Origin of the sequence: Immundisolibacter cernigliae (assembly GCF_001697225.1) — a bacterium.
GTDB lineage: Bacteria > Pseudomonadota > Gammaproteobacteria > Immundisolibacterales > Immundisolibacteraceae > Immundisolibacter > Immundisolibacter cernigliae.
This window is the reverse complement of the sequence record NZ_CP014671.1, coordinates 2,366,918-2,388,638: the sequence shown is the minus strand read 5'-3', so window position 1 is coordinate 2,388,638 and position 21,721 is coordinate 2,366,918. Positions and strand designations below refer to the sequence as shown.

Sequence of the window (21,721 nt, the reverse complement as noted above, 5' to 3'; positions counted from 1 at the left end):
TTTCGGCAATCGCCAGCGGCGATGCCCCGCTCCCCCTTGATGCCCCCCGTGCGTGCAGGGGACATCCCCGCGTCTGCGGCTACAGACGCCCTGAAACTGTTTGCTGCGTTCAGGCCATGCGCAGCACGGGTTTTAGCGTACCGCCGGCTTCCGAATCCGCTGCCGCCTGGTTGATCTGATCCAGGCTGTAGAACTTGATCAGCTTGTCGAACGGAAACTTGCCCTGCTTGTACAGCTCGATCAGACGCGGGACGAACACGTCCGAATTGCTGTCGCCCTCGATGATGCCGCGCAGGGTGCGATTGAACAGCATGAAGTTCACGTCCAGGCTGACCGTGGTACCCATGGCCGGCGCTCCGACGATGCCGCCCACACCGCCCATACCCAGACTGAACACGGCGCCTTCCAGCACGCGCGGATTGCCGGTGGTCTCCAGCATGTACGGCACACCCAGGCCGCCGGTGATTTTCTGGATTTCCTCGACCGGGTTGCACTGCGTGCCGTTGATGGCGTGTGTGGCGCCCAGTTCCCTGGCCAGGGCCAGGCGATTTTCCTTGATGTCGACGCAGATGATGGTGGTGCAGTTGGCGACCACGGCGCCCATGACGGCGCTCAGGCCCACGGCGCCGGCACCGAAAATGGCAATGGTGCTGCCGGCCGGCGGATTGAGCGCGTTCAGCACCGAGCCGGCACCGGTCTGGATGCCGCAACCGAGCGGCCCCAGGATGTCCAGCGGCACGTCCTTGGGCACCTTGATGGTGTTGCGCTCGTAGGACAGGGCGTAGCCAGCGAAGGACGACTGGCCAAAAAAGCTGCAGCCGATTTCCTCGTCGTGATTGTGAATGGTGCACTGGCCGTCCGGCGTGCGGCCACCGAAGTTCAGGCCAAAGGCATTCAGACAGGACAGCGGTTGGCCGGCCAGGCAGTTGGCGCACAGACCGCAGCTGTAGAAGGTGAGCACCACGTGATCGCCCGGCACCACCTTGCGCACGTTACGGCCGACCTTCTCGACCACGCCGGCGCCCTCGTGACCGAGCACCATCGGCAGCGGGGCCGGATATAGCTGGTCGCGAATGGACAGGTCGGTGTGGCACATGCCGGCGGCGACGATGCGGACCAGTATCTGGTCGTCGGCGGGTTCCGCCAGCTCGACGGTCTCGACAGTGAACTGTCCTTTCGGCTCGCGAACGACTGCTGCACGCGTTTGCATTCTGGCTCCTCCTTCTGCCCTGCGTAGTCCCTTTGCCTGCCGAACGTATGTCCGGGGCCAGGCGCGGGCGGTACCATACGCACAAAAAACTCGTGTGGCAATTAAGCAACGCGGAAAAATGCGGATTTTTCCCCAATCGCCCTTGACAGGCGCCCCCGCCTGCTTACTGACCGACTGATCGGCCGGGGCGCCGGACCCGCATGGTTAGATGGCGCGGAGCGCTTGGGGAATCGAAAGTCGGCTCCGGATCGGGCGGCAGCGGCTGCCGCACATCGCAGGATGGTGAGCCACCCTATGGTCAGCGGCCCGCGCCAGCAGCGCCCAAACAGCCCCAAGGCCCTTGCTCGGCGGCCCTGCGCGAACCCGCCGCACACCCCCGGCGGCGGTCGAGCCTGATGCCGCAAATCGCCACTGAAAGGGGAACACCAACACCGCCCAAAAAAAAGCCGCCGTTTGCGTTCGGCGGCCTTTGGGGGAGGACGCCAGACCAGCGTTTTGGCTGGTCTGGCGAGCCAGTCACTGCAACATGCGTGGCAGGGCTTCGGGCGTGTAGTCGGCCTGTTTGGCACCGGCAGGATTGAAATGAAAACCTTTCGATGAACCAAACGATGTCGCGTGGAAACGCTGCACGTCGACCAGCAGGACGTTGGCCACGCTTGGCCCGGAACGACCGTCCTCCCATTTGAAGTCCTTGTAGCCGAGCTGGTTGGAGCGCCAATGCTCGCCCTTGCGGTCGTACATATCCTGCCAGTAGAACTTGGGCGCACCCAGTGTGGCTCCAATGAAGCTGCGCCGCAGGCTCACAAGATGATTGCTCTTGGGACGCCCTTCGAGTTCAAAAACCAGCTGGGTTTCGTAGTTGTCGGGCTGCATGTTCCAGAACGGCGGTTCATCAAGTTTGATGAACGGATACTTGGCGTGCCCGGATGCTTTCTCGTCCATCGGCGGCAGTATGGAGTGGTCGACAACCAGTGCCGGCCGCTTGGCGACGATTTTCCAGCTCTCGTACCAGGTTGGGTCCAGATTCAGGCCGAACGTATCGTCGAACAGCAAGTCCGTGCCCTGCACCGGATCGGCCCAGGCGCCGCTGGACAACCGCCGTACCCGTCGCAGACTCTTGACGTAGGCATACACGTCCGGCAGCCGGCCATCGGTGTAGTTCACGGTCAGCAGGCCAAGGCCGCGGGTGTCGTTGGGATAGACGTTGATCAGCGCCTCGTACTTGGCGATCGTGTCATCCAGAACCGGCGGCTCCGTCAGACGCCCGGACATCAGGAAACGCCGATACACCCAGCCCTGTTCCTTTTCAAGACCCTTCTTGCCGTCAATAATCAAAAAATACAGCGGGTTCAGATACAAGGCATCGCCCAACCAGCCCACACGCAGCGCGTTGTAGACCAGCTTTATGCCAGCATCGGGGTCTGCGACTTCTATATCCGGAAACGGCACTCCCGTCGCGTAGCCGACCAAGTGCTTGCCGGCGTCAAGTTTCGCCTCGCCCTTGTGCTTTTCAGTCAGCTCAAGCAGCCCACTAGTGACGTTGACGGGTTTTGTGTGCGTCAGCACCATGGTCACGCCAAACTGGCGAATCATTTTTTGCTGCTCGCCCACCAGCAAATTTTTGATCGGCTGACCCTGCAGAGTCTTGTCGAGCAGGCTGTCGATGCTCGCCGCGTTCAGGACCGTGCCTTCAGCCACTTCCTCGGCCAGAACCGGCCCGGCAAACGACAGCCCGGCGGCCAGGCTGCCGCAAGCCAGCACGCGGGCAACTTTTTTTCTGAACATCCTGTAGTCCTCGCTCAAGTAGTTGTCGGAATTCCCCTACGAGCGGCGTCGCCACCACCCGCAGGGAAAACCCTTTTCCAAACGCGTGATCCGCTGCAATCAGAACTGGTACGTGATACGCGCCACGAACTGGTCGCGGTTGTGCAGCGTGCCCAGCGTGCGGGTCTTGGTGTCCACCCGACCCAGGTTGGTCTTCTCAACGTGGGTGGGGAAGAACAGGTCGGCCTCGAAGCGCACCCGCCAGTGATCGCCGAACTGCAGGTCCAGCGACGGGATCAGGAACGAGTCGAAGCTGCCCAGGTCCACACCGAACGCAATGCCCGGCGTCACCGTGTCGTACTTGTACGGGAACGAGAAGGCATTGGTGAGTACCGTCTGGTGCTCACGCCGCGAGGCGCCGAAGCCGAAGTTCTCGACGATGTCGTCGTCCCGATCGAAGTTCATCACCCAGGTGTCGAACAGCTGCAGGGTCCAGAACGCCGGCCGCGAGGTGCCCAGCGTGTTCATGGTCCAGTTCAGGTTCTTGTCCGCGCCGATCATGATCTTGAGGGTGTCCTTCTCGATCACCGGACCCAGGCCGGGCACATCCATGGCCAGACCCACCGGGGTGCCATCGGCAGTGACCATGTCACCCAAGGAATAGGCAGAGCCCGGATCGTTCGGATCGTTCAGAACGCCTTTCAGCGGCGGCATCGGTCCACTTGGCGTGGGTGTCCCGGCCGGCGGTAACGCCCCCATCGCCTGGAACGCGCCCAGCAGGTCGAGGAAGGTATTGGTACCGGTGTTGTAGGGCTTGTTCGGCGTGAAGGCCAGCTCGCCGCGCAGCACCGAATCCAGGGCCCCGGAGTAGGCGTTGAAGGTGAAGCCGTAGGTCTCGACCATCGGCGACAGCAGCTCCACCAGGCGCTGGTTCCCGCCGATGCCGTTGTCCTTCGGATCCCACAGCCAGTTGCTGCCGCCCGGGCTCAGGATCGGGTTGTAGGTGGTCACGCCTTCGCTGCTGATGCCCCGATAGTAGGCGAACGAGTAGCCCACCTGCTTGAAGGTGCCCGACCAGCGGAAGCCGTAGTTGGCGTCGTCCTCGTCGCCATACTTGTGGTGGCGGTTGATCGGCCCGATCAGCGAGCTGGTCACGCCCGCGCCGGTCCAGGGCGCCGGAGCCCAGCGACCGCCGTTGATGGGACCGTCGTCGCCCACGTCGTCGGCACCATCCCAACCCGGACGGTAGATCAGTTGCAGCGCACCGGCCAGTTCCGGCACGTCGATGGTGACGTTGGCCAGGTTCAGCGGCTTGCGCAGTTCCTCGTTCTCCAGCTCCAGGAACGAGCGCCAGCGCAGGTCGTAGCCGTGAATGATGTCCATGGCCCGGAAGAAATCGGTCTCGCCCCACACCACCTGCTGCTTGCCGAGCTTGACGTGGGTGCGCTCACCAAGATCGAAGGTCACGTACAGCTCGCGCAGTTCGGTCGAGTCGTAGTCGTCCAGCAACAGGTCATCGGTGGTGCCGCCGCCGTAGCCGAACAGCCCGGCATTGGCGTACACCGCGTCACCCGGCATCAGCGGACCGCCTTCAGCATTCGTGGTCACGCCGAAACCGCCGAACGCCGGTGGCGCGGTGAGCGCGCCATACCCGAAGGCACCCGGGTGTACATAGGCGGCAATCGCCTTGGATGCGTCCTGTAGCCCCCGCTCGTAGCTGGTGCGGGTCTCGCGCGCAATGCGGCCGACGCCGGCAATCTGGAACGGGCCGAAATCGGCCGAGGCTTCCAGCTTGCCGCTGTGGCGAATCATCGAGAACTCGCCCTGGCCGCCGAATTCGTCGCCGATGAACGTCACCGGATTGCCGCCCGGTGAGCCCTTGGGCTCGAACTGGTCGTTGTCCTGCAGGTTGACCGACAGGTGCTCGCGGATGTAGCCGGAGTACTCGAACTCCACCGCGCGCGCCATGCCGGGCGCCAGAATCGCCGACCCCAGCAGTGCCGCCACGCCGGCCGGCAATGCCGAACGGACCCGTTTTACTTGTTGCGTTTGCATCTTGCGTAACCCCTCCCGATTATCGAAGTACCGCAATCGCCATCGGCGATGCCCCACCCCCTTGATATCCCTCCATCAGCGCGAGGGACTTTTCCAGCGTCCGTGGCTAACGGACGCCGTGAAAACCGGTTGTCAAGCTCAGATCATTCGCAGCGCGGGCCGGACCGGGCCCGCAGCAGACAGTAGTGATGCCATTGGCGACGACGGCGCTCCTGATGCTGCCAACATCGTCAGCGCCACCGTCGAAGACGGCGCCGACGCGCGGCGGGAGCGCGGCCAGGAATTGGTGGGCGGCAGGCTCTGTACGATCGACGATGTCGACCGGGAACGGTCTGCTGGGCTGGCGAGCAACGATGGCACGCACGCGCATTCCTCTCCTCCTGCCCTTCCCAAATGTGTGCTTGGGAAAGTGCGAGCGGTACCATACGCACAAAAAATTGGCGTGACAATTGAGCGCCGCAGAAAAAACAGCAATTTTTCTCAAAAAACTATTGACAGGGCATCCCGCCTAATTACTGACCGGCCGGTCGGCCGGGCTTACTCGACACGGAGAGTTGACATGCCAAGGATTGGCGAATACGCCCGTTACCTGATCGCAACCGCCATGCTGTGCAATGGCATTGTCGGCCTGTATCTGGGCGGGGCCTGGGTGTGGCTGGGCCTGGCCGGATTTGTCAGCCTGGCGCTGCTGGATTTCACGGCCGGGGCCGATCACAGCCTGCGCGGGGGCGCCGGCAAGTGGTTCTACAACGGCGTGCTGTACCTGCAGCTGCCCCTGATGGTGACCTTGTGGGTGCTGTTTGCACTGCACATCCGCGCCGGTGACCTTGGCTGGTTCAACATGATCGGCGCGCTGATTGCGGTTGCCTTCCTCAGTGCGCTGGGCGGCCTGCCGTCGGCGCACGAGCTGATGCACCGCAAACACCCGCTCGAAATCGCCTATTGCAGCCTGTACCTGACGGTGTTCGGGCTGCCGATGAACGACCTCAACCACGTGCACGGGCATCATCCGTTCGTCGGCACGGCCGATGATTCCGACACCCCGGTGCGCGGTCAGTCGGTGTACCGCTTCGTGTGGGACTCGGTGGTGGATGGCACGGTCAAGGCCTACCGGTTCGAAAAAGCCCGCCTGGCCAAGCGCGATCACTCAGTGCTGTGGTGGCGCAGCCGTGTGGTGTGGGCGCTGTTCAGCGTCAGCGCCTGGGTCGGCTTTTTTCTGTGGCTGGCCGGACCGCTCGGCCTGCCGTGGCTGATCGGCGCCTGGGCGGTATGTTTTCTGATCCTGGGCGGCTTCAACTACACGCAGCACTACGGGATCGTGCGCCAGCCGGGCACGCCGCTGCTGCCGCACCACTCGTGGAATCACCTGAACACGTTCAGCCGGGCGGTCTCGTTCGAGATTTCCACGCACTCGGAGCATCACCTGGACCCGGACAAGCATTACGAACTGCTGCGCCCGTACACGCAGGCGCCGCAGATGCCGAGCATCGTGGCGTGTTTTCTGGCGTCGTTCATCCCGCCGCTGTGGGAGCGGGTGATCGCCAGGCCGCGACTCGAGAACTGGGACCGCCACTTCGCCAGCCCGGCCGAGCAGGAGCTGGCCATGGAAGCGAACGCCCGCGCCGGCTGGCCACAGTGGTTGCAGACGGCGCCCGGTGCGTAGGGAAGCGCTGATTTATTCAGCGCTTCCCGCAGCGCAGGGACGCGCTGCCAAAATCAGTGGCTATGAGCCGCTGATTTTGTGAGCCATCGGAAAACCACGCTTTTCCGATGGCGGGCGCTGAGAAATCCAGGATGGATTTATTCGGCGCTTCCCTTGCAGCCGCTACTCGACCCAGCTCAGAAACTCGTCAACCGCCATGCGCTCGGTGCGGTACTGATTGACCGGCGCGTCGGGATCGCGATAGCCGATCGACATGCCGCACACCAGGTCGTGGTTTTGCGGGGCGTCGATGTGCTGCGCGACGATGTCCGGGTACATGGCCAGCGCGAACTGGGGGCAGGTTTCAAGCCCGTAGCCGCGCGCGGCAAGCATGACGTTTTGCACAAACATGCCCATGTCGACCCAGGAACCCCGGGCCATGGCCCGGTCAATGTAGAAGAACAAGCCCAGCGGCGCACCGAAGAACTCGAAATTGCGCAGCATCGCCCGCTGGCGCGCGGGCTTGTCGTCGATGCCAATCCCCAAGGCCCCATAGAGCTGCATCCCGCAGCGCCAGCGCCGGCCCTTGTAGGGTTCCACGAAGGTCTCGGGGTAATAGTCGTAGTGGGCGCCCGGCGCGCCGCCGCCGGCCACGTGAGCGAGGAGCGCATCGACGATGCGTTGCCGAACCGCGCCGCTGACGGCCAGCACCCGCCACGGCTGCGTGTTGGTGCCCGATGGCGCCCAGCGGGCTGCTTCGAGCACCTGCTCCAGGGTTTTCCTGGCAACGGGCTTGTCCAAATAAGCGCGGACCGAAGTGCGACCCCGCATGGCTTCGATGATTTCCAACACTCACCCCTGATCGGCCAGGCGCCGGGCTTGCGGTTCATGCGCCGGCCGCGTTAAACCTTGCGCGCTCCACACAAGACCACGCCCGAGGAGGCCTGCCGATGAATCGACTCACGAACAAGGTTGCCATTATCACCGGGGCCAGCGGTGGCATCGGCGCGGCCGCCGCGCGCCGCTTCGTCGCCCAGGGCGCGCGGGTTCTGCTGGTGGACAGGGACGAAGCCGCCCTGCGGGCGGTTGCCGACGGCAACGCACAGATGAGCTGCTGCGTCGCCGACGTATCCGAGCCCGAGCAGATGGCCGCCTGCGTTCAGGCCGCCGTGCAGCGCTTCGGTGGCCTCGATATCGCGGTCTTGAACGCCGGCATCGAAGGCGAAGTGCGGCCGATCACCGACTACGACATCGCCACCTTCGATCGGGTGATGGCCGTCAACGTGCGCGGCGTGTGGCTGGGCCTCAAATACTGCATCCCGGCCATCGCCCAGCGCGGCGGGGGCAGCATCGTCATCACCTCATCCGTGGCCGGCCTCAGCGGCGCGGACAACATGTCCGCCTACTGCGCCAGCAAACACGCGGTGGTCGGCCTGATGCGCACCGCAGCGGGCGAATGCGCGCCGCTGAACATCCGCGTCAACACGGTGAACCCGGCGCCGATCGAGACGCGCATGATGCGCTCACTCGAAACCGGCTTCCTGCCCGGGCAGCCGGACGCCGCCAAGGCCGTCATCACCCAGCGCATCCCCATGCAGCGCTACGGCACGCCGCAGGAGGTGGCCGATCTGATGCTGTTCCTGGCCAGCGACGAGAGCGGCTATTGCACCGGTGGCACGTACACCGTGGACGGGGGCATGTCCAGTCGCTAGGCGTGGGCAAACCGTCCGGCAGCGGCCGTCCAGCGGGACGGGCAGATTCAGGCCTTCAAACCAAGGCTGCTGGAATCCAGAAACTTGTCGTAATGCACGTGCCCATCGGCAACGCCGGCCGTGGCCAGCACAGCCAGCGCCGCGTCGATCATCGGCGGCGGGCCGCACAGGTACGCATGGCGCCCGGCCAGGTCCGGCACAGTTGGTGCGGCCAGGAATTCGGTCACAAAGCCGCGGGCGCCGGTCCAGCCGCTGTCGGGCGGTTCGTGCGACAGCACCGGTACAAAGCGGAAGCCGCCGGCCCAGCGCGCAGCAATTGCCTCGATCGCGTCCAGCTTGTACAGATCGGCCTGCGAGCGCGCACCGAACAGAAACACGGCATCACGCGTGACCCCCGCATTGGCGGTTGCCTCAAGCACCGCCAGCACCGGCGCCAGGCCACTGCCCCCGGCCACGAACACCAGCGGCGCATCCGCTGCGCGCAGCCAGAAATCCCCGCCGGGGCCGGTGATCTCCAGGGTCTCGCCAACGCGGGATTGCTCAAACAGCCAGCCGGTGAACTGCCCACCGGGCGTCAGGCGAATGAAAAAGCGCAGCTCCCGGTCACCCGCCGCGGCCGGTGCGGCGGCAAAGGAATACTCGCGGGCGCGCTCGATGTGGGCCGGGCGCAGGGCAGCGTACTGCCCGGCCGTGTAGGCCAGGGGCTGGTCCAGGGCGACACGCACCTCGACGATGTCGTGCGTCAGCGGCAGCTGCGCAGCGATCCGGCCCTGGGTGGTGATTTGCGGGTGGTGGGGGCGCTGGCTGTCGATGTCGACCTCCAACACGATCCGCTCGCCGGGCGCCACCTTGGCCTGGCAGGCGAGGATGTAGCCGGCCTTGAGCTCCTCGGCGCTGAGCACGTAAGAGAAATCGCGGATGGCCTTGACCTTGCCCTCACGCAGGCGGCTGCGGCAGGCCATGCAGGTGCCGACCTTGCAGCTGTGCGGGAAATCGACGCCGGCCTCCAGCGCCGCCTGCAGCACGCTCTGGTTGCCTGGCACGGGCAGCTCGATACCCAGCGGCTCGATACGGACGATGCCCGGTTCCTTGGGCTGGCGTTTGAATAAGCCGAACATGCGCAATTCCTTTGCCGGGCTGGCGCCGCGGCACTACCGGCCACGGCCTTCAAAACACGACGGCCCCGATACCCGCCAGGATACCGGGGCCGCGCTGAGCGCTCCGGGCGCGTCAGACGTTGTAGACGTCGACCACCGACGGGATGGTGTCGTTCATCAGCACGATCTTCTTGCGCGCGATCAGCAGCTTGCCCTGCTCCTCGCGCAGCCCATAGGTGTAGCTGCCATAGAAGGAATCGGTCTTCTCGTGGCGATAGGCGTTGCCCTGCCAGTTGGCCTTGACCTGCAACAGGCCGTCGACCACGGCGCCGACACGGATGTTGGTCACCAGGTGGCAGGTGCGCGGCAGCGGCGTCGACGCCGACGACATACCGGACTTGATGCGCCAGATGCGGTCTTCGAGGCCGCTGCGGTCGCTGTAGTAGATGAGCGAGATTTCGCTGGTCGGATCCTGCGTCAGCTCGTGCTCGCTGTCCCAGGCCGGCATCCAGTACTCGACATCGGGCGTGAACAGGGCCAGCCAGTCGTCCCAGCGCTGTTCGTCCAGCGCCGCCGCTTCCTCGTACAGTAGCGCACTGACTTTTGAAAATTGATCGCTCATGAATGGTCTCCCTCGCTCTCGTACGGTGCTTGATATGGCGCAAATGGGGGGACTGGGATGCTAGCCGAAGCAGGCCATGCTGTCCACGCACGGAGCAAGCCACCAGGCAGTCCAACCGTCATCGCCGGCGATGATCTGGCGGTCTGAAGGCCGCGGCGTCACTGGGCAGTGAATCCGCCGTCGACGGGTATGGTGGCACCGGTGACATAGCTGGCCTCGTCCGACGACAGGAAGGCCACCACATTGGCCACCTCACGGGGATCGGCGCCACGCCCAAGCGGCGTCATGGCGGTCGCCATGTCGATGAACTGCCGGCCGATGCGGTCGACCATCGGCGTCATCACCAGGCCCGGGCAAATGGCGTTGGCACGAATGCCCTGCCGGGCGTACGTCACCGCCAGTGTGCGCGTGAGCGAGATCACCGCCCCCTTGGAGGCGCTGTAGGAATGCATGCCGGGCCCGCCGATCAGCCCACCAACCGAGGCGGTGCAGGTGATCACCCCGCTACCGCCGCGCAGCATGGACCGGATGGCGTGCTTGGCGACCAGAAACACGCCGCGGGTGTTGACCGCCTGGATGCGCTCCCAGTTGTCCAGGCTCAGGGTGTCGACGTTGCCGTCGTGACCCTCGGTGCCGGCGTTGTTGAACAGGATGCGCAGCGGCCCATGCACCTGTTCGGCGCGCGCGGTCATGGCCGCCACGCTGGCCTCGTCAGTCACATCGCAATGACAGGCGAAAGCCTCGCCACCGGCGGCCTCGATTTGTGCCAGGGTCTGCGCGCTGCCGGCCTCGTCCACATCGGCCAGACACACCCGCGCGCCTTCGCTCGCCAGGCGCAGGGCGGTCGCCTGCCCCATGCCGTTGGCGGCGCCGGTGACGATGGCGCTGCGTCCCTCGAATCTGCCCTGCATGGCGTGCTCCTGCCGACCCGTCGGCGTCACGGAAAGTGGCCGTGTCGAACGATCGTTAATTTTTGCGCACTATAGCGAACCGAAGCAGCCGCGGCAGCAGGTCCCGGAAACGCAAACCGCCCCGTCAGGGCAATCCCGGACGGGGCGGCGGCTTGTCAGGGCGACGCAGCGCCGGGGCGCCGTGCGCATCAGATCGGCGTCACCATCAGCGTCTGGATGCGGTTGGTGTCGAACACGCACAGCTTTTCCCTGAAACGCAGCTGCCCGTTCACGCGCACCATCTTGTCCAGGTACTTGCCGGCGTTGTAGATGCGCGTCTCGCCGTCCAGCAGGGTCTGGAACACGACGTAGTTGGTCTGCGCGCTGATCACGCCGTCCTGCTCACCGAGCACCCGCACGTTGCTGACCAGGTGGCGGTAGAAGTGCGGCGCGTAGATGTTGGCCTTGCGCAGGGCCACGATGCGGTCGCGCAGCATGCCCTTGCTGTCGCAGAACATCACCGCCACCGGCAGACCCAGGTCCGCGTTCTCGCGCGGGATGACCTTGTACACGCACTCGTCGGCAAAAAAATCCGGCCAGCTTTCAAGCTGATCGTCGTCGATGCACTGCACGTAGGCGTGGATCAGTTCCTCGACTTCGTAGCGCAAGGGCAATTGGCTCATCGTGCGTCTCCGGCTCAGGCGGCAAGATTCAGTTCTGCAATGCCGATGCCGGTGATCCAGGGCGGCATCGGCTCGTAACAGAACAGCTCGCCGCGGACGGTGGCCGGCATGGCCGCCATGGCGACGATCCAGTTGCGGATTTCCAGCGCACCGTTGCCGCCGTGCTCGAGCACGTACTCGTCGCTGAGGTTCACCAGACCGTCGACGTCGCCGCGCTCGACCATGCCCAGTACCAATCGGTCGAAATCGGTGTTGACGCGGCCCATTTCGGCCGTGCCGACCCAGTGGCTGATGCCGCCGGTGCCGTACACAACCACCCGGTCATCACCGGGAAAAGCGGCCACCGCCGCGCCGATCATCTGCCCGAGCTCCTTGGCCCGTTTGGTGCGCAGCAGCGGCGTCACGCCGGCGGCGGTGTAGATCGGGATGGTACGCATGCCCGGCACTGGCGTGACTGCCTTGTGGATCGGGATCATGGTGCCGTGGTCGACCACCAGCGACTTGGCGACCGCCCAGTCGAAACCGCGATCGAAACCGAAGTTCATGATGTGCTCTGCCAGCGCCGTGTTGTTGGGCACCGTGTAGCGCTCGATGCGCAGCCAGCTCTCCTCCGGACCCTCGACGTCGCCGATGCCGATCAGGTAGGGCGGCAGGCAGTGCGGGCCGAACATGGTGAAATGATCGTCGCCGATCACGATGGCCGTGTCGGCTTTCAGTGCCTTGACACGCTCGACCACACGGGCAAAGGCGGCCTCGACCGCGGCCACCTGGGCCGGGTCGGCGATTTCCGGATTGCCGGTGATCAGGGGGTCGTGCGGCATGATGAAGCCGCCAACGATCTGTGCCATGCGATGTACTCCGTGGGGGATCAGGATTGTGGCGGCATGCCCGGGAACGGCGGCATGACGCCGCCGTTCATGTGCTCCAGGTACGAGAACGGCATGCCCTCGGGGCCCTTGAGCATGGGCCAGACCATCATGGTCAGCAGCGTGCTGACGCCGCGCTCGGCCAGTGCCTTCAGGTCCACGCGCTTGACCATGTCCCGTTCGTCCGGCTCCAGCCGATACGGGGCCAGATAGCCGTCCGGATCGGCCCGGAAGGCCGCGATACGGTCCGGATCGGTGCCGAATTCCCAGAACACTTTTTCGACGGCATTCAGACTCACAGCAGGCTCCGCTCTTAAAGGAACATGTACAGGTTCTTGTCCAGCACCACCCGCTGGTCGAGCACGATCTTGCGCCGCAGCAGCCGCAACTGCCCGTCCGCCCCGCGGCGCAGTACATCCTCACGACCGTAGAAATGATGGGTCTCGTCCCGCTGGCGCCGGTTGCGATAGACGTGCACGTTGCAGAAGGTCCCGATCAGATCCGGCTCGGCGGTGTGGTAAGCCTCGATGTTGGTGACCAGAAAGCGCACCCGGGATGGCGGGTCTTCCATCCACACCAAGCCGGTTTCCAGACGCTCGATGCGCTTGCGCAGGTCGTCGTGGCTGTCGTTGTAGACCGCCGGCTCGGCCGGCGTCGGCTGTGGGCGCGGGTCCTTGGCGAAACGGTCTTCCAGAATCGGCAGCCAGTAGTGGATGTCGGCATCCACCATCGTTTCCAGCCACTGACGCGCCTGACGGCCGTTTTGCAGCCGCGCCTCGCGAAAGTAGAACTGCGAAACGGCGTGATGCAGCGCCAGGTCCACCGGGCGGGTTTCGTCCGGCTGCACCGGACTGAAGGATTGCAGGGTCGGCGCGTTCATGCCGCACGCTCCGCGGCCTTGGCCTCGGCGGCGCCCTTGATCAGGGCGTCTTTCCAGGTGGCGTCGTTGGCGCGCACCGCGTCCCAGTTCTCGGCCTGCATCATCTCGGCCCAGAAGCGATAGAAGCCACGATAGGACGTCTCGCCGATGAAGTTCTTGCCGATGATGCCCGGCAGTTCCGGGTGCTCGCCGTCGTTGATCTGACCCATCTGGCTGTTCATCACGCCCTTGCGGGTTTGCGGACCGCGGTTCGACCAGGTGCAGGTTTCCATGTTCTCGCCGTCGTCGCTTTCCAGCGTGCCGGCGGTGCCGAAACTGTGGATGGCCTGCTTGACCACCTCGGCCTTCAGTTCCGGCGACATGGCCTTCTCGACCAGGGTCCAGGTCCAGACCTCGATTTCATTCGGACCGCGCGGATTCCACACCTTGAAGGTATTGGTGCCATAAAGGTACGAGCAGTTGGGGAAGATGCCGGCGTTCCAGTGGCCGGTGTAGAGCTTGGCCCGCCACGGACCCATTTTTTCGGTCAATGCCGGCAGATTGGCATAGGCGTATTCGCGATACGCCGGGTCGTCGTGAATCAGGCCCAGGCCGTCCCAGATCACGCCAAAACCGTGACCGTGGCGCGACGTGACCTGCAGGCCGGCGTCGTCGAAGGGGATTTCCGCGTTGCCGGCCAGGCCGGACAGCGGTCCGCCCAGTACCTTGATGGCCGCGGCGTGGGTCCAGCCGACGTGGTAGCCGTCGCCGATGAAGTTCTCGGCCGGCACCTTCCAGTTGCAGCGCAGGATGGATTTCATCGGCGGGCCGACCAGCTCGGCGCCGCCCGTGCCGTCCATCCAGGTGTCCAGGTACCAGCCCATCTCGCCCAAATAGTCGGGCAGGCTTGGCGCCGCAGCATCGAAACAGCCGAACACGAAGCCGCGGTAGCTGTCGACCTTGGCGACCTCACGCAGGCCGGCGCCGGCCTTGTCGAACTTTCCGTAGTAGGCGGACTGCTCCAGCGGCAGGGCGGCCAGGGAACCGTCGGCGCCAAAGGACCAGCCGTGGTAACTGCAGGTAAACGCCTTGGCGTTGCCGGAATCGGCATGGCAGACCTGGTTGCCGCGGTGGGTGCAGGAATTCAGGAAGGCCTTGATCTCGCCGTCCTTCTGGCGCACCACGATGACCTTGTCCTCGCCCATGTAGGCGGTCACGAAATCGCCGAAATTCGGGATCAGGCTCTCGTGGGTCAGGAACAGCCAGCAGCGGCCAAACACGCGCTCGAGCTCCTGCTCGTAGACCTCCTGGTCCCAGAACACCCGCTTGCTCTGGACGCCGTGCGCGACGTCCACCAGTTCGTTTACCTTGACCACGCTTCACCTCCGTGTTGACGCAGTGGGCCAGTCCAGGCCCGCCAGGGGGTGCCGATTATGCCGCAAGCGGTTCTCATTCGCCGTGACCCGGCGGCCGGCCCGATCACAACTGCATGAATTGCCGGTAGCCGCGCCAGAAGCCACGAATCGAGTTCTCGTCCATGCCGAGCCGATCCAGGTCCGCGTCGCTGTCGCCGCCCATCGAGAGCACCGAAGCGGCGCCGGCTTCGACCCCGGCCAGGCCCTGCTGCACGACCTCGACCGCCTCGCCGTCTTCCATCGATATGAAACCGGCCGGGCCGACCAGGTTGATGTTGCGCAGGCGGTGCGCACGCATTTCGGCGCTTTCCCCGGCGTAGCCGAAGAAGGTCCACACCACCTCGGTGTCGGCGATGCCGCGGGTGACGATCTGGCGCGTGGCCAGCGTGTTCTGGATCTGCTGCAGCACCACGTTCGGGAACAGCGACTGGATGGTCAGCGAGATGCCGTCGGCGTAGTCGTCCTTGAACTCGATGACGCGGCTATCGGCCAGGCTGTCGGCGGCCGGCATGGCCCGCATACCCTTGTTCTGGTACTCGGACACATCGCCACCGGCACCGGAAGTCATGATCTGGAACAGGTTGTGGAAACGGTGGCCCTGGTCCATCACCGCGGCGCTGTCCTGCGCCGGGCGGTAGATGCCGAAGGTCGGATAGAACAGGTGCAGCAGGGCGCCGTGGTAGCTGTCGCGGGTGTTCTCGGCGTACAGCTTCCAGTTGCCGCGCATGTGCTGGCGGGCGGTGCCCAGCACCTCGATCGGCCGCCCCAGCACGCGCCGGATATTGGCCAGCATGACCGGTCCCAGATAATCGTGCAGCGGCTCGGCTTGGTCATCGAAGGTCGCGAACACCATCGATTCGATGCACTCGACGCGCAGCCGTTGCAGGCCGTGCTTTGCCATGTCGAAGTCGGCCGGATAACCGCCCTTGCCGCCCAGGCCCTTGCGAAACGGCACGCCGACCAGCTGGCCCCGGTTGTCGTAGGCCCACTGGTGGTAGACGCAGGTGTGCGTGCCGGATGCGCTGTGGCCCCGCAGTTCGCGGCACACCAGGGCGCCGCGGTGGGCGCAGCGGTTGACCCAGGCATGCAGGCTGCCGTCGACATCGCGGCTGAGCACTACCGGCGTGTCGCCGACTAGGTTGGTCTTGAAGTCGCCGGCGTTTGGCACCTCCTCCGCCAGGCCAAGGAAGTTCCAGGTCGGACCGCGGAACAGCCGCTCCTGCTCGAGGGCATAGACGGCCGGGTCGGTGTAAAGCGCGTAGGGAACCTGCGTGACCGCGCTGTGCGGCCAGACGGGAGACGAGGCGTGTGGTGCATTCATGGTTTCGAATTGGACAGTACGATCGGTGAGCCGGTTCAGGCGGCCGGTTTCAGTTCGGCCAGACCCAGGCCGGTGATCCACTCCGGCACCGGCTCGTAGCAGATCACCTCGCCGCGGAAACGCGGCATGGCGGCCATGGCGACGATCCAGTTGCGGATCTCGAAGGCGCCGTTGCCGCCCTCGCGCAACACGTAGGCATCGTCCAGCTCGGCCATCGCCTCGACATCGCCGCGCACCACCATATCCAGAATCATCTGGTCGAAAGCCTGATTCACCCGCCCCATGTCGGAGGTGCCCACGCGGTGACTGATGCCACCGCAGCCCATTACGACCACCCGGTCGTTGCCGGGGAAGGCCGCGACGGCTTCGCCGATCATCCTGCCCAGCGCCACGGCGCGCTTCATGCGCAGCAAGGGCGTCACGGCTGCGGCGGTATATATAGGTATGGTCCGCACGCCGGGGTTGGGGGTCAACGCAAGATGCACCGGGATCATGGTGCCGTGATCCAGCACCAGCGACTTGGCCACCGACCAGTCGAAGCCGTGGTCGAAACCGTAGTTCATGATGTGCTCGGCCAGCGGCACGTTGTTGGGCACCGGATAGCGATCGATGTGCATCCAGTTCTCCTCCGGCCCCTCGACGTCACCGATGCCGATCAGGAAGCTTGGCAGGCAGTGCGGCCCGAACAGCGCGAAATGATCGTCACCGACCACGATGGCCGTGTCCGCCTGCAGTTCGGCAACGCGCCGGGCCACCCGTGCGAAGCCAGCCATGATGTTGGCCGCCTGGCGCTTGTTGGCGACTTCGGGAAAGGCCGTGATGGCCGGGTCGTGGGGTACGCAGAATCCGCCGACGATGCTTGCCATGTGCGTCTCCTCCTGGTGACTGTCGCGTGATGCCGGCGGCGCGGCCGCCATCCGGTGTTTATCGCTGTATCAGGCGCCGACCTTGGCCGGGCCGCCGCCACGCAAGGCGCGCCTGATCGCCGCCCGCAGCTGGCGAAAGCGAATATAGCCCTTCAGGCCGATCGCCTTGAAGCCGGTCATGCCCATGTCAGGCAGCTTGCCGTCGTTCATGTGCACAAGATAGTCGAACGGCATTTCGTCGGCGCCCTTCAGCAGCGGCCAGACCATCAACGTCAGCAGCGAACTGACGCCGTGCGCCTCCAGCGCCTTCAGGTCGACCCCGCGGATCATCGCCCGCTCCTGATCGGTCAGCGCGTAGTTTTTCAGGTACGTGTCGGGATCGCGACGAAACGCGTCGATACGCGCCGGCTTGTTGCCGAACTCCCAGAACACCTTCTCGACCGCGTGCACGCTCATCGTCATTCTCCTGCTGTGGCTGCCGCAAATTCCCCGCCGGGGCCCGCATTTACCGGCCGATCGGTCGAGGCATTCTAACCAGCACGCGGACTTTGGCCAGCATCGGCCAGAACGGGCGTTTGCCCGCCCGTTTGGGCAAGGCTAAGATGCCGGGCCAGCGTGCTCGCAGGGATTGCCGCGCACGCACGTCGTTGCACATGAGGAGGAGAGCCATGGTTTCGCGTCGCGCGTTCCTGCGGGGTGGCAGTCTTGCCGGCCTGGCGTCGCTGGTTCCAGCCGCAGGCGCGGTGGTGCATCCGCGCGCCGCGCTGACCGGGCAGCCGTTCGAAGCCGTGTGCGACACCCGCCATGCCCACGGCGACGCCTTCCTGACTGCCGTCTCCCAGCGCGCGTACCGCAGCCATGGTGTCGGCGCGGATCCGGGCACAGTGCTTGGCGTCATGGCCGATGCCACCGCCGCTGGCCGTGCGGTGCTGGGCCTGACCACGCCGACCGCGCTCATGATCGCCCGGCAGGTCGCCGCGCCGCACGGCTACGGACTCGCCTTCCACGGCGAGCATGACTATCTGGGCAACGACCGCCTGCGCCACCGCCTGCGCGGCGACGACGCCTGGCTGGGCGACCTGGCCACGCTGCTCGAGCACAGCGCCGATGCCTGGCCCCAGGCGCTCGGCCGCACCCTGGCCGGCCTGCCGACGGACCGGGAATGCACCGCAACCGAAGCCGTCAGCTGCACTGCCCGCCACCCGGCACGCACGCCAGGCCAGATGGTGACCTGGCTGCTTGCGCCGATGCGCGCCTGATCCGGCACCGCAGCCGTCCGCACCTCGTCCCAACACGGAGAAACCCGACATGCCCACGCTGCCCGATTGGCTGACCCCGCAACAGTTCTTTCAGGCGGTGGAGGAAATGCGCGCCGTGGTCGGCAAGCAGTGGGTGGTGTCGGAGGATGGCCCGGCACTGCGCAGCTACCGGGATGCCTTCTCCCCGGAGGAAGACGATGTCTTCCTGCCCTCGGCCGTGGTGGCCCCGGACGGCGTCGAGCAGATCCAGAAGATTCTGAAGATCGCGAACGACTACCGCGTGCCGCTGTGGACCATCTCCAGCGGCAAGAACTTCGCCTACGGCGGGCCGGCGCCGCGCAAGGCCGGTCATGTGGTGCTGGATCTGAAGCGCATGAACCGCATCCTGGAAGTCAACGAGGAGTTCGGCTACGCGCTGGTGGAACCGGGCGTCACCTATTTCCAGCTCTACGAGTACATCCAGAAAAAGGGCTACAAGCTGTGGATCGACCCGGCCGCGCCCGGCTGGGGCAGCGTGCTCGGCAACACGCTGGAACACGGCGTCGGCTACACGCCCTACGGCGACCACTACATGATGCACTGCGGCATGGAGGTGGTGCTGGCCGACGGCACGGTGCTGCGCACGGGTCAGGGCTCGCTGCCCGGCACGCAATGCTGGCAGCTGTTCCAGTACGGCTTCGGGCCGGTGCTGGACGGCATCTTCACCCAGTCGAACTTCGGCATCGTCACCAAGATGGGCATGTGGCTGATGCCCGAGCCCCCCGGCTACATGCCGTTCATGATCACCTACGAGCGCGAGGAAGACCTGCATGCGATCACCGAGGCGGTGCGCCCGCTCAAGGTGAACATGCTGATCCCGAACGGCGCCTTCACCGTCGGCCTGCTGTGGGAGGCGTCGATCAAGACCACGCGCGCCCAGTACGGCGATCCTAAAAAGCGCCTGCCCGACAGCGCGCTCAAGAAGATCATGTCCGACCACAAGCTTGGCATGTGGAACTTCTACGCCGCGCTCTACGGCCCCAAGCCGATGATGGACAACACCTTCAAGGTGGTGCGTGAGGCCCTGGGCGGCATTCCGGGCGCGAAGTTCTACTTCGACGAGGACCGCAAGGGCGACCCGTCCTGGGACTACCGCGTGAAACTCATGCGCGGCATTCCGAACATGACCGAGTTCAACATGACCAACTGGGTCGGTGGCAGCGGCGCGCATGTCGACTTCTCGCCAATCTCGCCGACCCGCGGCGATGACGCGGTCAAGCAGTACGAGCTGATCAAGAACCGCGCGCACGAGTACGACTTCGACTACATCGGTGAGTTCGCGGTCGGCTGGCGGGACATGCATCACGTGTTCTCGCTCACCTTCGACCGCTCGGACGCCGACCAGCGCCGCCGCGCCCGTGAGCTGTTCAATGTGCTGATCGACGACGCGGCCAAGGCCGGCTACGGCGAGTACCGCACGCACCTGGCCTTCATGGACAAGATCGCCGGCACCTACAACTGGAACGACGGCGCCCTGTGGAAGCTGCACCACAAGCTCAAGGACGCGCTGGACCCGAACGGCATCCTGGCGCCCGGCAAGATGGGCATCTGGCCCAAACACATGCGCGAGGAGAAAGCCTGATGCGGCGCACACTCGGACTGATCCTGCTGGCAGCCAGCTGCGGTGCGATGGCCACCGAGCCCGCCCCCGACGGCATCGACGCCCGTCCGCGCAGCGGCGAGAAATCCTGGCGGCTGTTCTGCGAGGGCTGCCACAAGCCCGGCCCCGAGGCGCCCGGCACGCGCGTGCTGGCGGACCGCCTCGGCTGGGACAAGGCGCCGCTCAAGGGCCGCCAGGATCTGGACCCCACCTACGCCAAGCACGTGGTGCGCCACGGCCTGATCGAAATGGCGCCCCTGCGCCCGACCGACATCACCGATGAGGAGCTGGACGCCCTCATTACCTACCTGCGCCAACCCTGAGCACGCAAGGATTCGCATGAACGCCCCGCAATCGACCACCCCCATCAAGCTGGACCACTGGATCGGCGGCGCCGCCGTCGCTCCCGCCGGCAGTAACTATTTCGACGACCTGAATCCGCTGGACGATTCGGTCTACGCACGCGCCGCCGACGGCAACGCAGCGGACGTCGAGCGCGCCGTGCAGGCCGCCGCGCAGGCCTTTCCGGCCTTTCGCAAGCTGCTGGCCAAGGACCGCGAGGCGCTGCTGCAAAAGGCCGCCGCGCTGCTGGAGCGCGACCGCCAGGAATTCATCGACATCCTGATCGACGAAGTGGGCTCGCCGGTGATGAAGGCCGGCTTCGAGGTGCAATTCGCCATCGGCATGCTGCGTGCGGCGGCCGGCGTGCCGCGGCGCATCACGGGTCAAACCCTGCCGTCCGATTCGGCCGACCGCTGGAGCCTGTCGCTGCGCGAGCCGCTGGGCGTCATCGCCGGCATCACGCCGTTCAACGTGCCGATGATCAAGGTCATCAAGCAGTCGGCCATGGCGCTGGCCTGCGGCAATACCTTCGTCAACCTGCCGTCCGAGCACGCGCCGCGGCTGTCGCTGCGGGTGGCGCAGCTATACCACGAGGCCGGCTTCCCGGCCGGCAGCTTCAACGTGGTGCTGGGCAACGGCGCCGTGATCGGCGACGCCCTGACCGGCCATCCGCTGGTGAAATCCGTCACCTTCACCGGTTCGTCCGTGGTCGGCCGGCACATCGCGGAAATCTGCGCCAAACAGCTGAAGAAATTCACCCTGGAGCTGGGCGGCAAGAGCCCGCTGATCGTCATGGACGATGCGGATCTGGCCGGCGCCGTGCGCGCCGCGGCCATGGGTACGTTTTTCTACCAGGGTCAGGCCTGCATGGCTTCGTCCCGCATCCTGGTGCAGCGCGGCATTTTCGAGCGCTTCTCACAGGCGCTGGCCGGCGCCGCAGCGGGCCTGAAGGGCGGTGACCTGCGCGATCCGGGCACCACGCTGGGGCCGATCATCTCCGGCCGCCAGCGCAGCCGCGTCAAGACGCACATCGAGGACGCCGCCGCCAAGGGCGCGCGGGTGCTGGCCGGCGGCAGTTTCACCGGCTTTCAGTGCGCCCCGACCGTGCTGACCGACGTCACGCCCGCCATGACACTGTTCTATGAGGAAACCTTCGGCCCGGTCACGTCGCTGTACCCCTTCGACACGCTGGAAGAAGCCCTCGCCATGGCCAACGACACGCCCTACGGCCTGTCGGCGGCCATCTACACCAGCAACATCAACAGCGCGCTGCAAGCCGCCTCCGGCATCCACACCGGCATGGTGCACATCAACGCCCCCAGCCTGTACGACGAGCCGCACGTGCCGTTCGGCGGCGTCGGGCAGAGCGGTGTCGGCCGCGAGGGCACGGACTGTGACCTGGACGCCATGACCGAATGGAAGTGGGTGACCATCCAGCTGCCGACCGACGCGCCCGGCCACCACTGAGTTCACACGGAC

The 21,721-nt window shown here is 65.4% G+C and carries 21 protein-coding genes; 6 read left to right on the top strand and 15 right to left on the bottom strand.

From position 1 onward, the window contains the following. Positions 1 to 109: 109 nt before the first annotated feature. The 3 genes from PG2T_RS11350 to PG2T_RS11340 form a co-directional block, all read right to left on the bottom strand. Entirely contained in the window at positions 110 to 1,210 is a 1,101-nt protein-coding gene (locus PG2T_RS11350) for an NAD(P)-dependent alcohol dehydrogenase (RefSeq protein WP_068805481.1), read from the bottom strand. 516 nt (positions 1,211 to 1,726) lie between these two features. Continuing rightward, the gene (locus PG2T_RS11345) at positions 1,727 to 3,013 is read right to left on the bottom strand and encodes a DUF1329 domain-containing protein (protein WP_145931078.1); all 1,287 of its coding nucleotides are present in this window, start codon (positions 3,011 to 3,013) and stop codon (positions 1,727 to 1,729) included. Between the two features lie 81 nt (positions 3,014 to 3,094). After that, positions 3,095 to 5,029 (bottom strand): DUF1302 family protein, encoded by a 1,935-nt coding sequence (locus tag PG2T_RS11340; protein ID WP_158513193.1) that lies wholly within the window; start codon positions 5,027 to 5,029, stop codon positions 3,095 to 3,097. 559 nt (positions 5,030 to 5,588) lie between these two features. Here PG2T_RS11340 and PG2T_RS16270 point away from each other — a divergent pair. Continuing rightward, positions 5,589 to 6,692, top strand: a complete 1,104-nt coding sequence (locus PG2T_RS16270) for an alkane 1-monooxygenase (RefSeq protein WP_068805469.1) — start codon at positions 5,589 to 5,591, stop codon at positions 6,690 to 6,692. 162 nt (positions 6,693 to 6,854) lie between these two features. Here PG2T_RS16270 and PG2T_RS11325 read toward each other — a convergent pair whose 3' ends face one another. Continuing rightward, a complete protein-coding gene (locus PG2T_RS11325) occupies positions 6,855 to 7,472 on the bottom strand; it encodes a nitroreductase (RefSeq protein ID WP_236953246.1) in 618 nt (205 codons plus the stop codon). 149 nt (positions 7,473 to 7,621) lie between these two features. On the opposite strand from PG2T_RS11325, the gene PG2T_RS11320 reads away from it, so the two are divergent. Beyond that, complete coding sequence (locus PG2T_RS11320) at positions 7,622 to 8,383, top strand: SDR family NAD(P)-dependent oxidoreductase (protein ID WP_068805463.1); 762 nt, start codon at positions 7,622 to 7,624, stop codon at positions 8,381 to 8,383. Positions 8,384 to 8,430: 47 nt separating this feature from the next. Here the strand turns inward: PG2T_RS11320 and PG2T_RS11315 are convergent, their stop codons facing one another. The 11 genes from PG2T_RS11315 to PG2T_RS11265 all read right to left on the bottom strand — a co-directional run bounded on the left by PG2T_RS11315 (position 8,431) and on the right by PG2T_RS11265 (position 17,458). Continuing rightward, entirely contained in the window at positions 8,431 to 9,501 is a 1,071-nt protein-coding gene (locus PG2T_RS11315) for a 2Fe-2S iron-sulfur cluster-binding protein (protein WP_068805460.1), read from the bottom strand. 112 nt (positions 9,502 to 9,613) lie between these two features. Then, entirely contained in the window at positions 9,614 to 10,102 is a 489-nt protein-coding gene (locus PG2T_RS11310; protein WP_068805458.1) for an aromatic-ring-hydroxylating dioxygenase subunit beta, read from the bottom strand. A 158-nt stretch (positions 10,103 to 10,260) separates the two neighbouring features. Further along, positions 10,261 to 11,013 (bottom strand): SDR family NAD(P)-dependent oxidoreductase, encoded by a 753-nt coding sequence (locus tag PG2T_RS11305; RefSeq protein ID WP_068805455.1) that lies wholly within the window; start codon positions 11,011 to 11,013, stop codon positions 10,261 to 10,263. 188 nt (positions 11,014 to 11,201) lie between these two features. Continuing rightward, positions 11,202 to 11,675 carry an aromatic-ring-hydroxylating dioxygenase subunit beta gene (locus PG2T_RS11300; RefSeq protein ID WP_068805452.1) on the bottom strand — a complete coding sequence of 158 codons (474 nt, stop codon included), beginning with the start codon at positions 11,673 to 11,675 and terminating at the stop codon, positions 11,202 to 11,204. 14 nt (positions 11,676 to 11,689) lie between these two features. Continuing rightward, the gene (locus tag PG2T_RS11295) at positions 11,690 to 12,523 is read right to left on the bottom strand and encodes a DODA-type extradiol aromatic ring-opening family dioxygenase (RefSeq protein WP_068805449.1); all 834 of its coding nucleotides are present in this window, start codon (positions 12,521 to 12,523) and stop codon (positions 11,690 to 11,692) included. A gap of 20 nt (positions 12,524 to 12,543) precedes the next feature. Continuing rightward, positions 12,544 to 12,840 carry a hypothetical protein gene (locus PG2T_RS11290; protein ID WP_068805446.1) on the bottom strand — a complete coding sequence of 99 codons (297 nt, stop codon included), beginning with the start codon at positions 12,838 to 12,840 and terminating at the stop codon, positions 12,544 to 12,546. Between the two features lie 14 nt (positions 12,841 to 12,854). After that, a complete protein-coding gene (locus tag PG2T_RS11285) occupies positions 12,855 to 13,421 on the bottom strand; it encodes an aromatic-ring-hydroxylating dioxygenase subunit beta (protein ID WP_083214892.1) in 567 nt (188 codons plus the stop codon). Next, complete coding sequence (locus PG2T_RS11280; protein ID WP_068805440.1) at positions 13,418 to 14,776, bottom strand: aromatic ring-hydroxylating oxygenase subunit alpha; 1,359 nt, start codon at positions 14,774 to 14,776, stop codon at positions 13,418 to 13,420. Before PG2T_RS11280 ends, PG2T_RS11285 begins: the two co-directional genes overlap by 4 nt. Positions 14,777 to 14,879: 103 nt before the next feature. Continuing rightward, positions 14,880 to 16,136 (bottom strand): Rieske 2Fe-2S domain-containing protein, encoded by a 1,257-nt coding sequence (locus PG2T_RS11275; RefSeq protein WP_068805437.1) that lies wholly within the window; start codon positions 16,134 to 16,136, stop codon positions 14,880 to 14,882. Between the two features lie 35 nt (positions 16,137 to 16,171). Continuing rightward, positions 16,172 to 17,002, bottom strand: coding sequence for a DODA-type extradiol aromatic ring-opening family dioxygenase (locus PG2T_RS11270; protein WP_068805435.1), 831 nt, complete (start codon positions 17,000 to 17,002; stop codon positions 16,172 to 16,174). 69 nt (positions 17,003 to 17,071) lie between these two features. Beyond that, positions 17,072 to 17,458: a hypothetical protein gene (locus PG2T_RS11265; RefSeq protein WP_068805432.1), complete on the bottom strand. Its 387-nt coding sequence runs from the start codon at positions 17,456 to 17,458 to the stop codon at positions 17,072 to 17,074. 212 nt (positions 17,459 to 17,670) lie between these two features. On the opposite strand from PG2T_RS11265, the gene PG2T_RS11260 reads away from it, so the two are divergent. From PG2T_RS11260 to PG2T_RS11245, 4 genes are read left to right on the top strand one after another with little or no spacing between them, the layout of a single operon-like run. Next, on the top strand, positions 17,671 to 18,261 hold the full coding sequence (locus PG2T_RS11260) for a hypothetical protein (protein ID WP_068805430.1): 591 nt from the start codon (positions 17,671 to 17,673) through the stop codon (positions 18,259 to 18,261). Between the two features lie 49 nt (positions 18,262 to 18,310). Beyond that, positions 18,311 to 19,882, top strand: a complete 1,572-nt coding sequence (locus PG2T_RS11255; protein WP_068805427.1) for an FAD-binding oxidoreductase — start codon at positions 18,311 to 18,313, stop codon at positions 19,880 to 19,882. Beyond that, a complete protein-coding gene (locus tag PG2T_RS11250) occupies positions 19,882 to 20,223 on the top strand; it encodes a c-type cytochrome (protein WP_068805425.1) in 342 nt (113 codons plus the stop codon). The genes PG2T_RS11255 and PG2T_RS11250 overlap by 1 nt, the downstream gene beginning before the upstream one ends. Positions 20,224 to 20,239: 16 nt before the next feature. Then, entirely contained in the window at positions 20,240 to 21,709 is a 1,470-nt protein-coding gene (locus tag PG2T_RS11245) for an aldehyde dehydrogenase family protein (RefSeq protein WP_068805422.1), read from the top strand. The last annotated feature ends 12 nt before the right edge of the window (positions 21,710 to 21,721 follow it).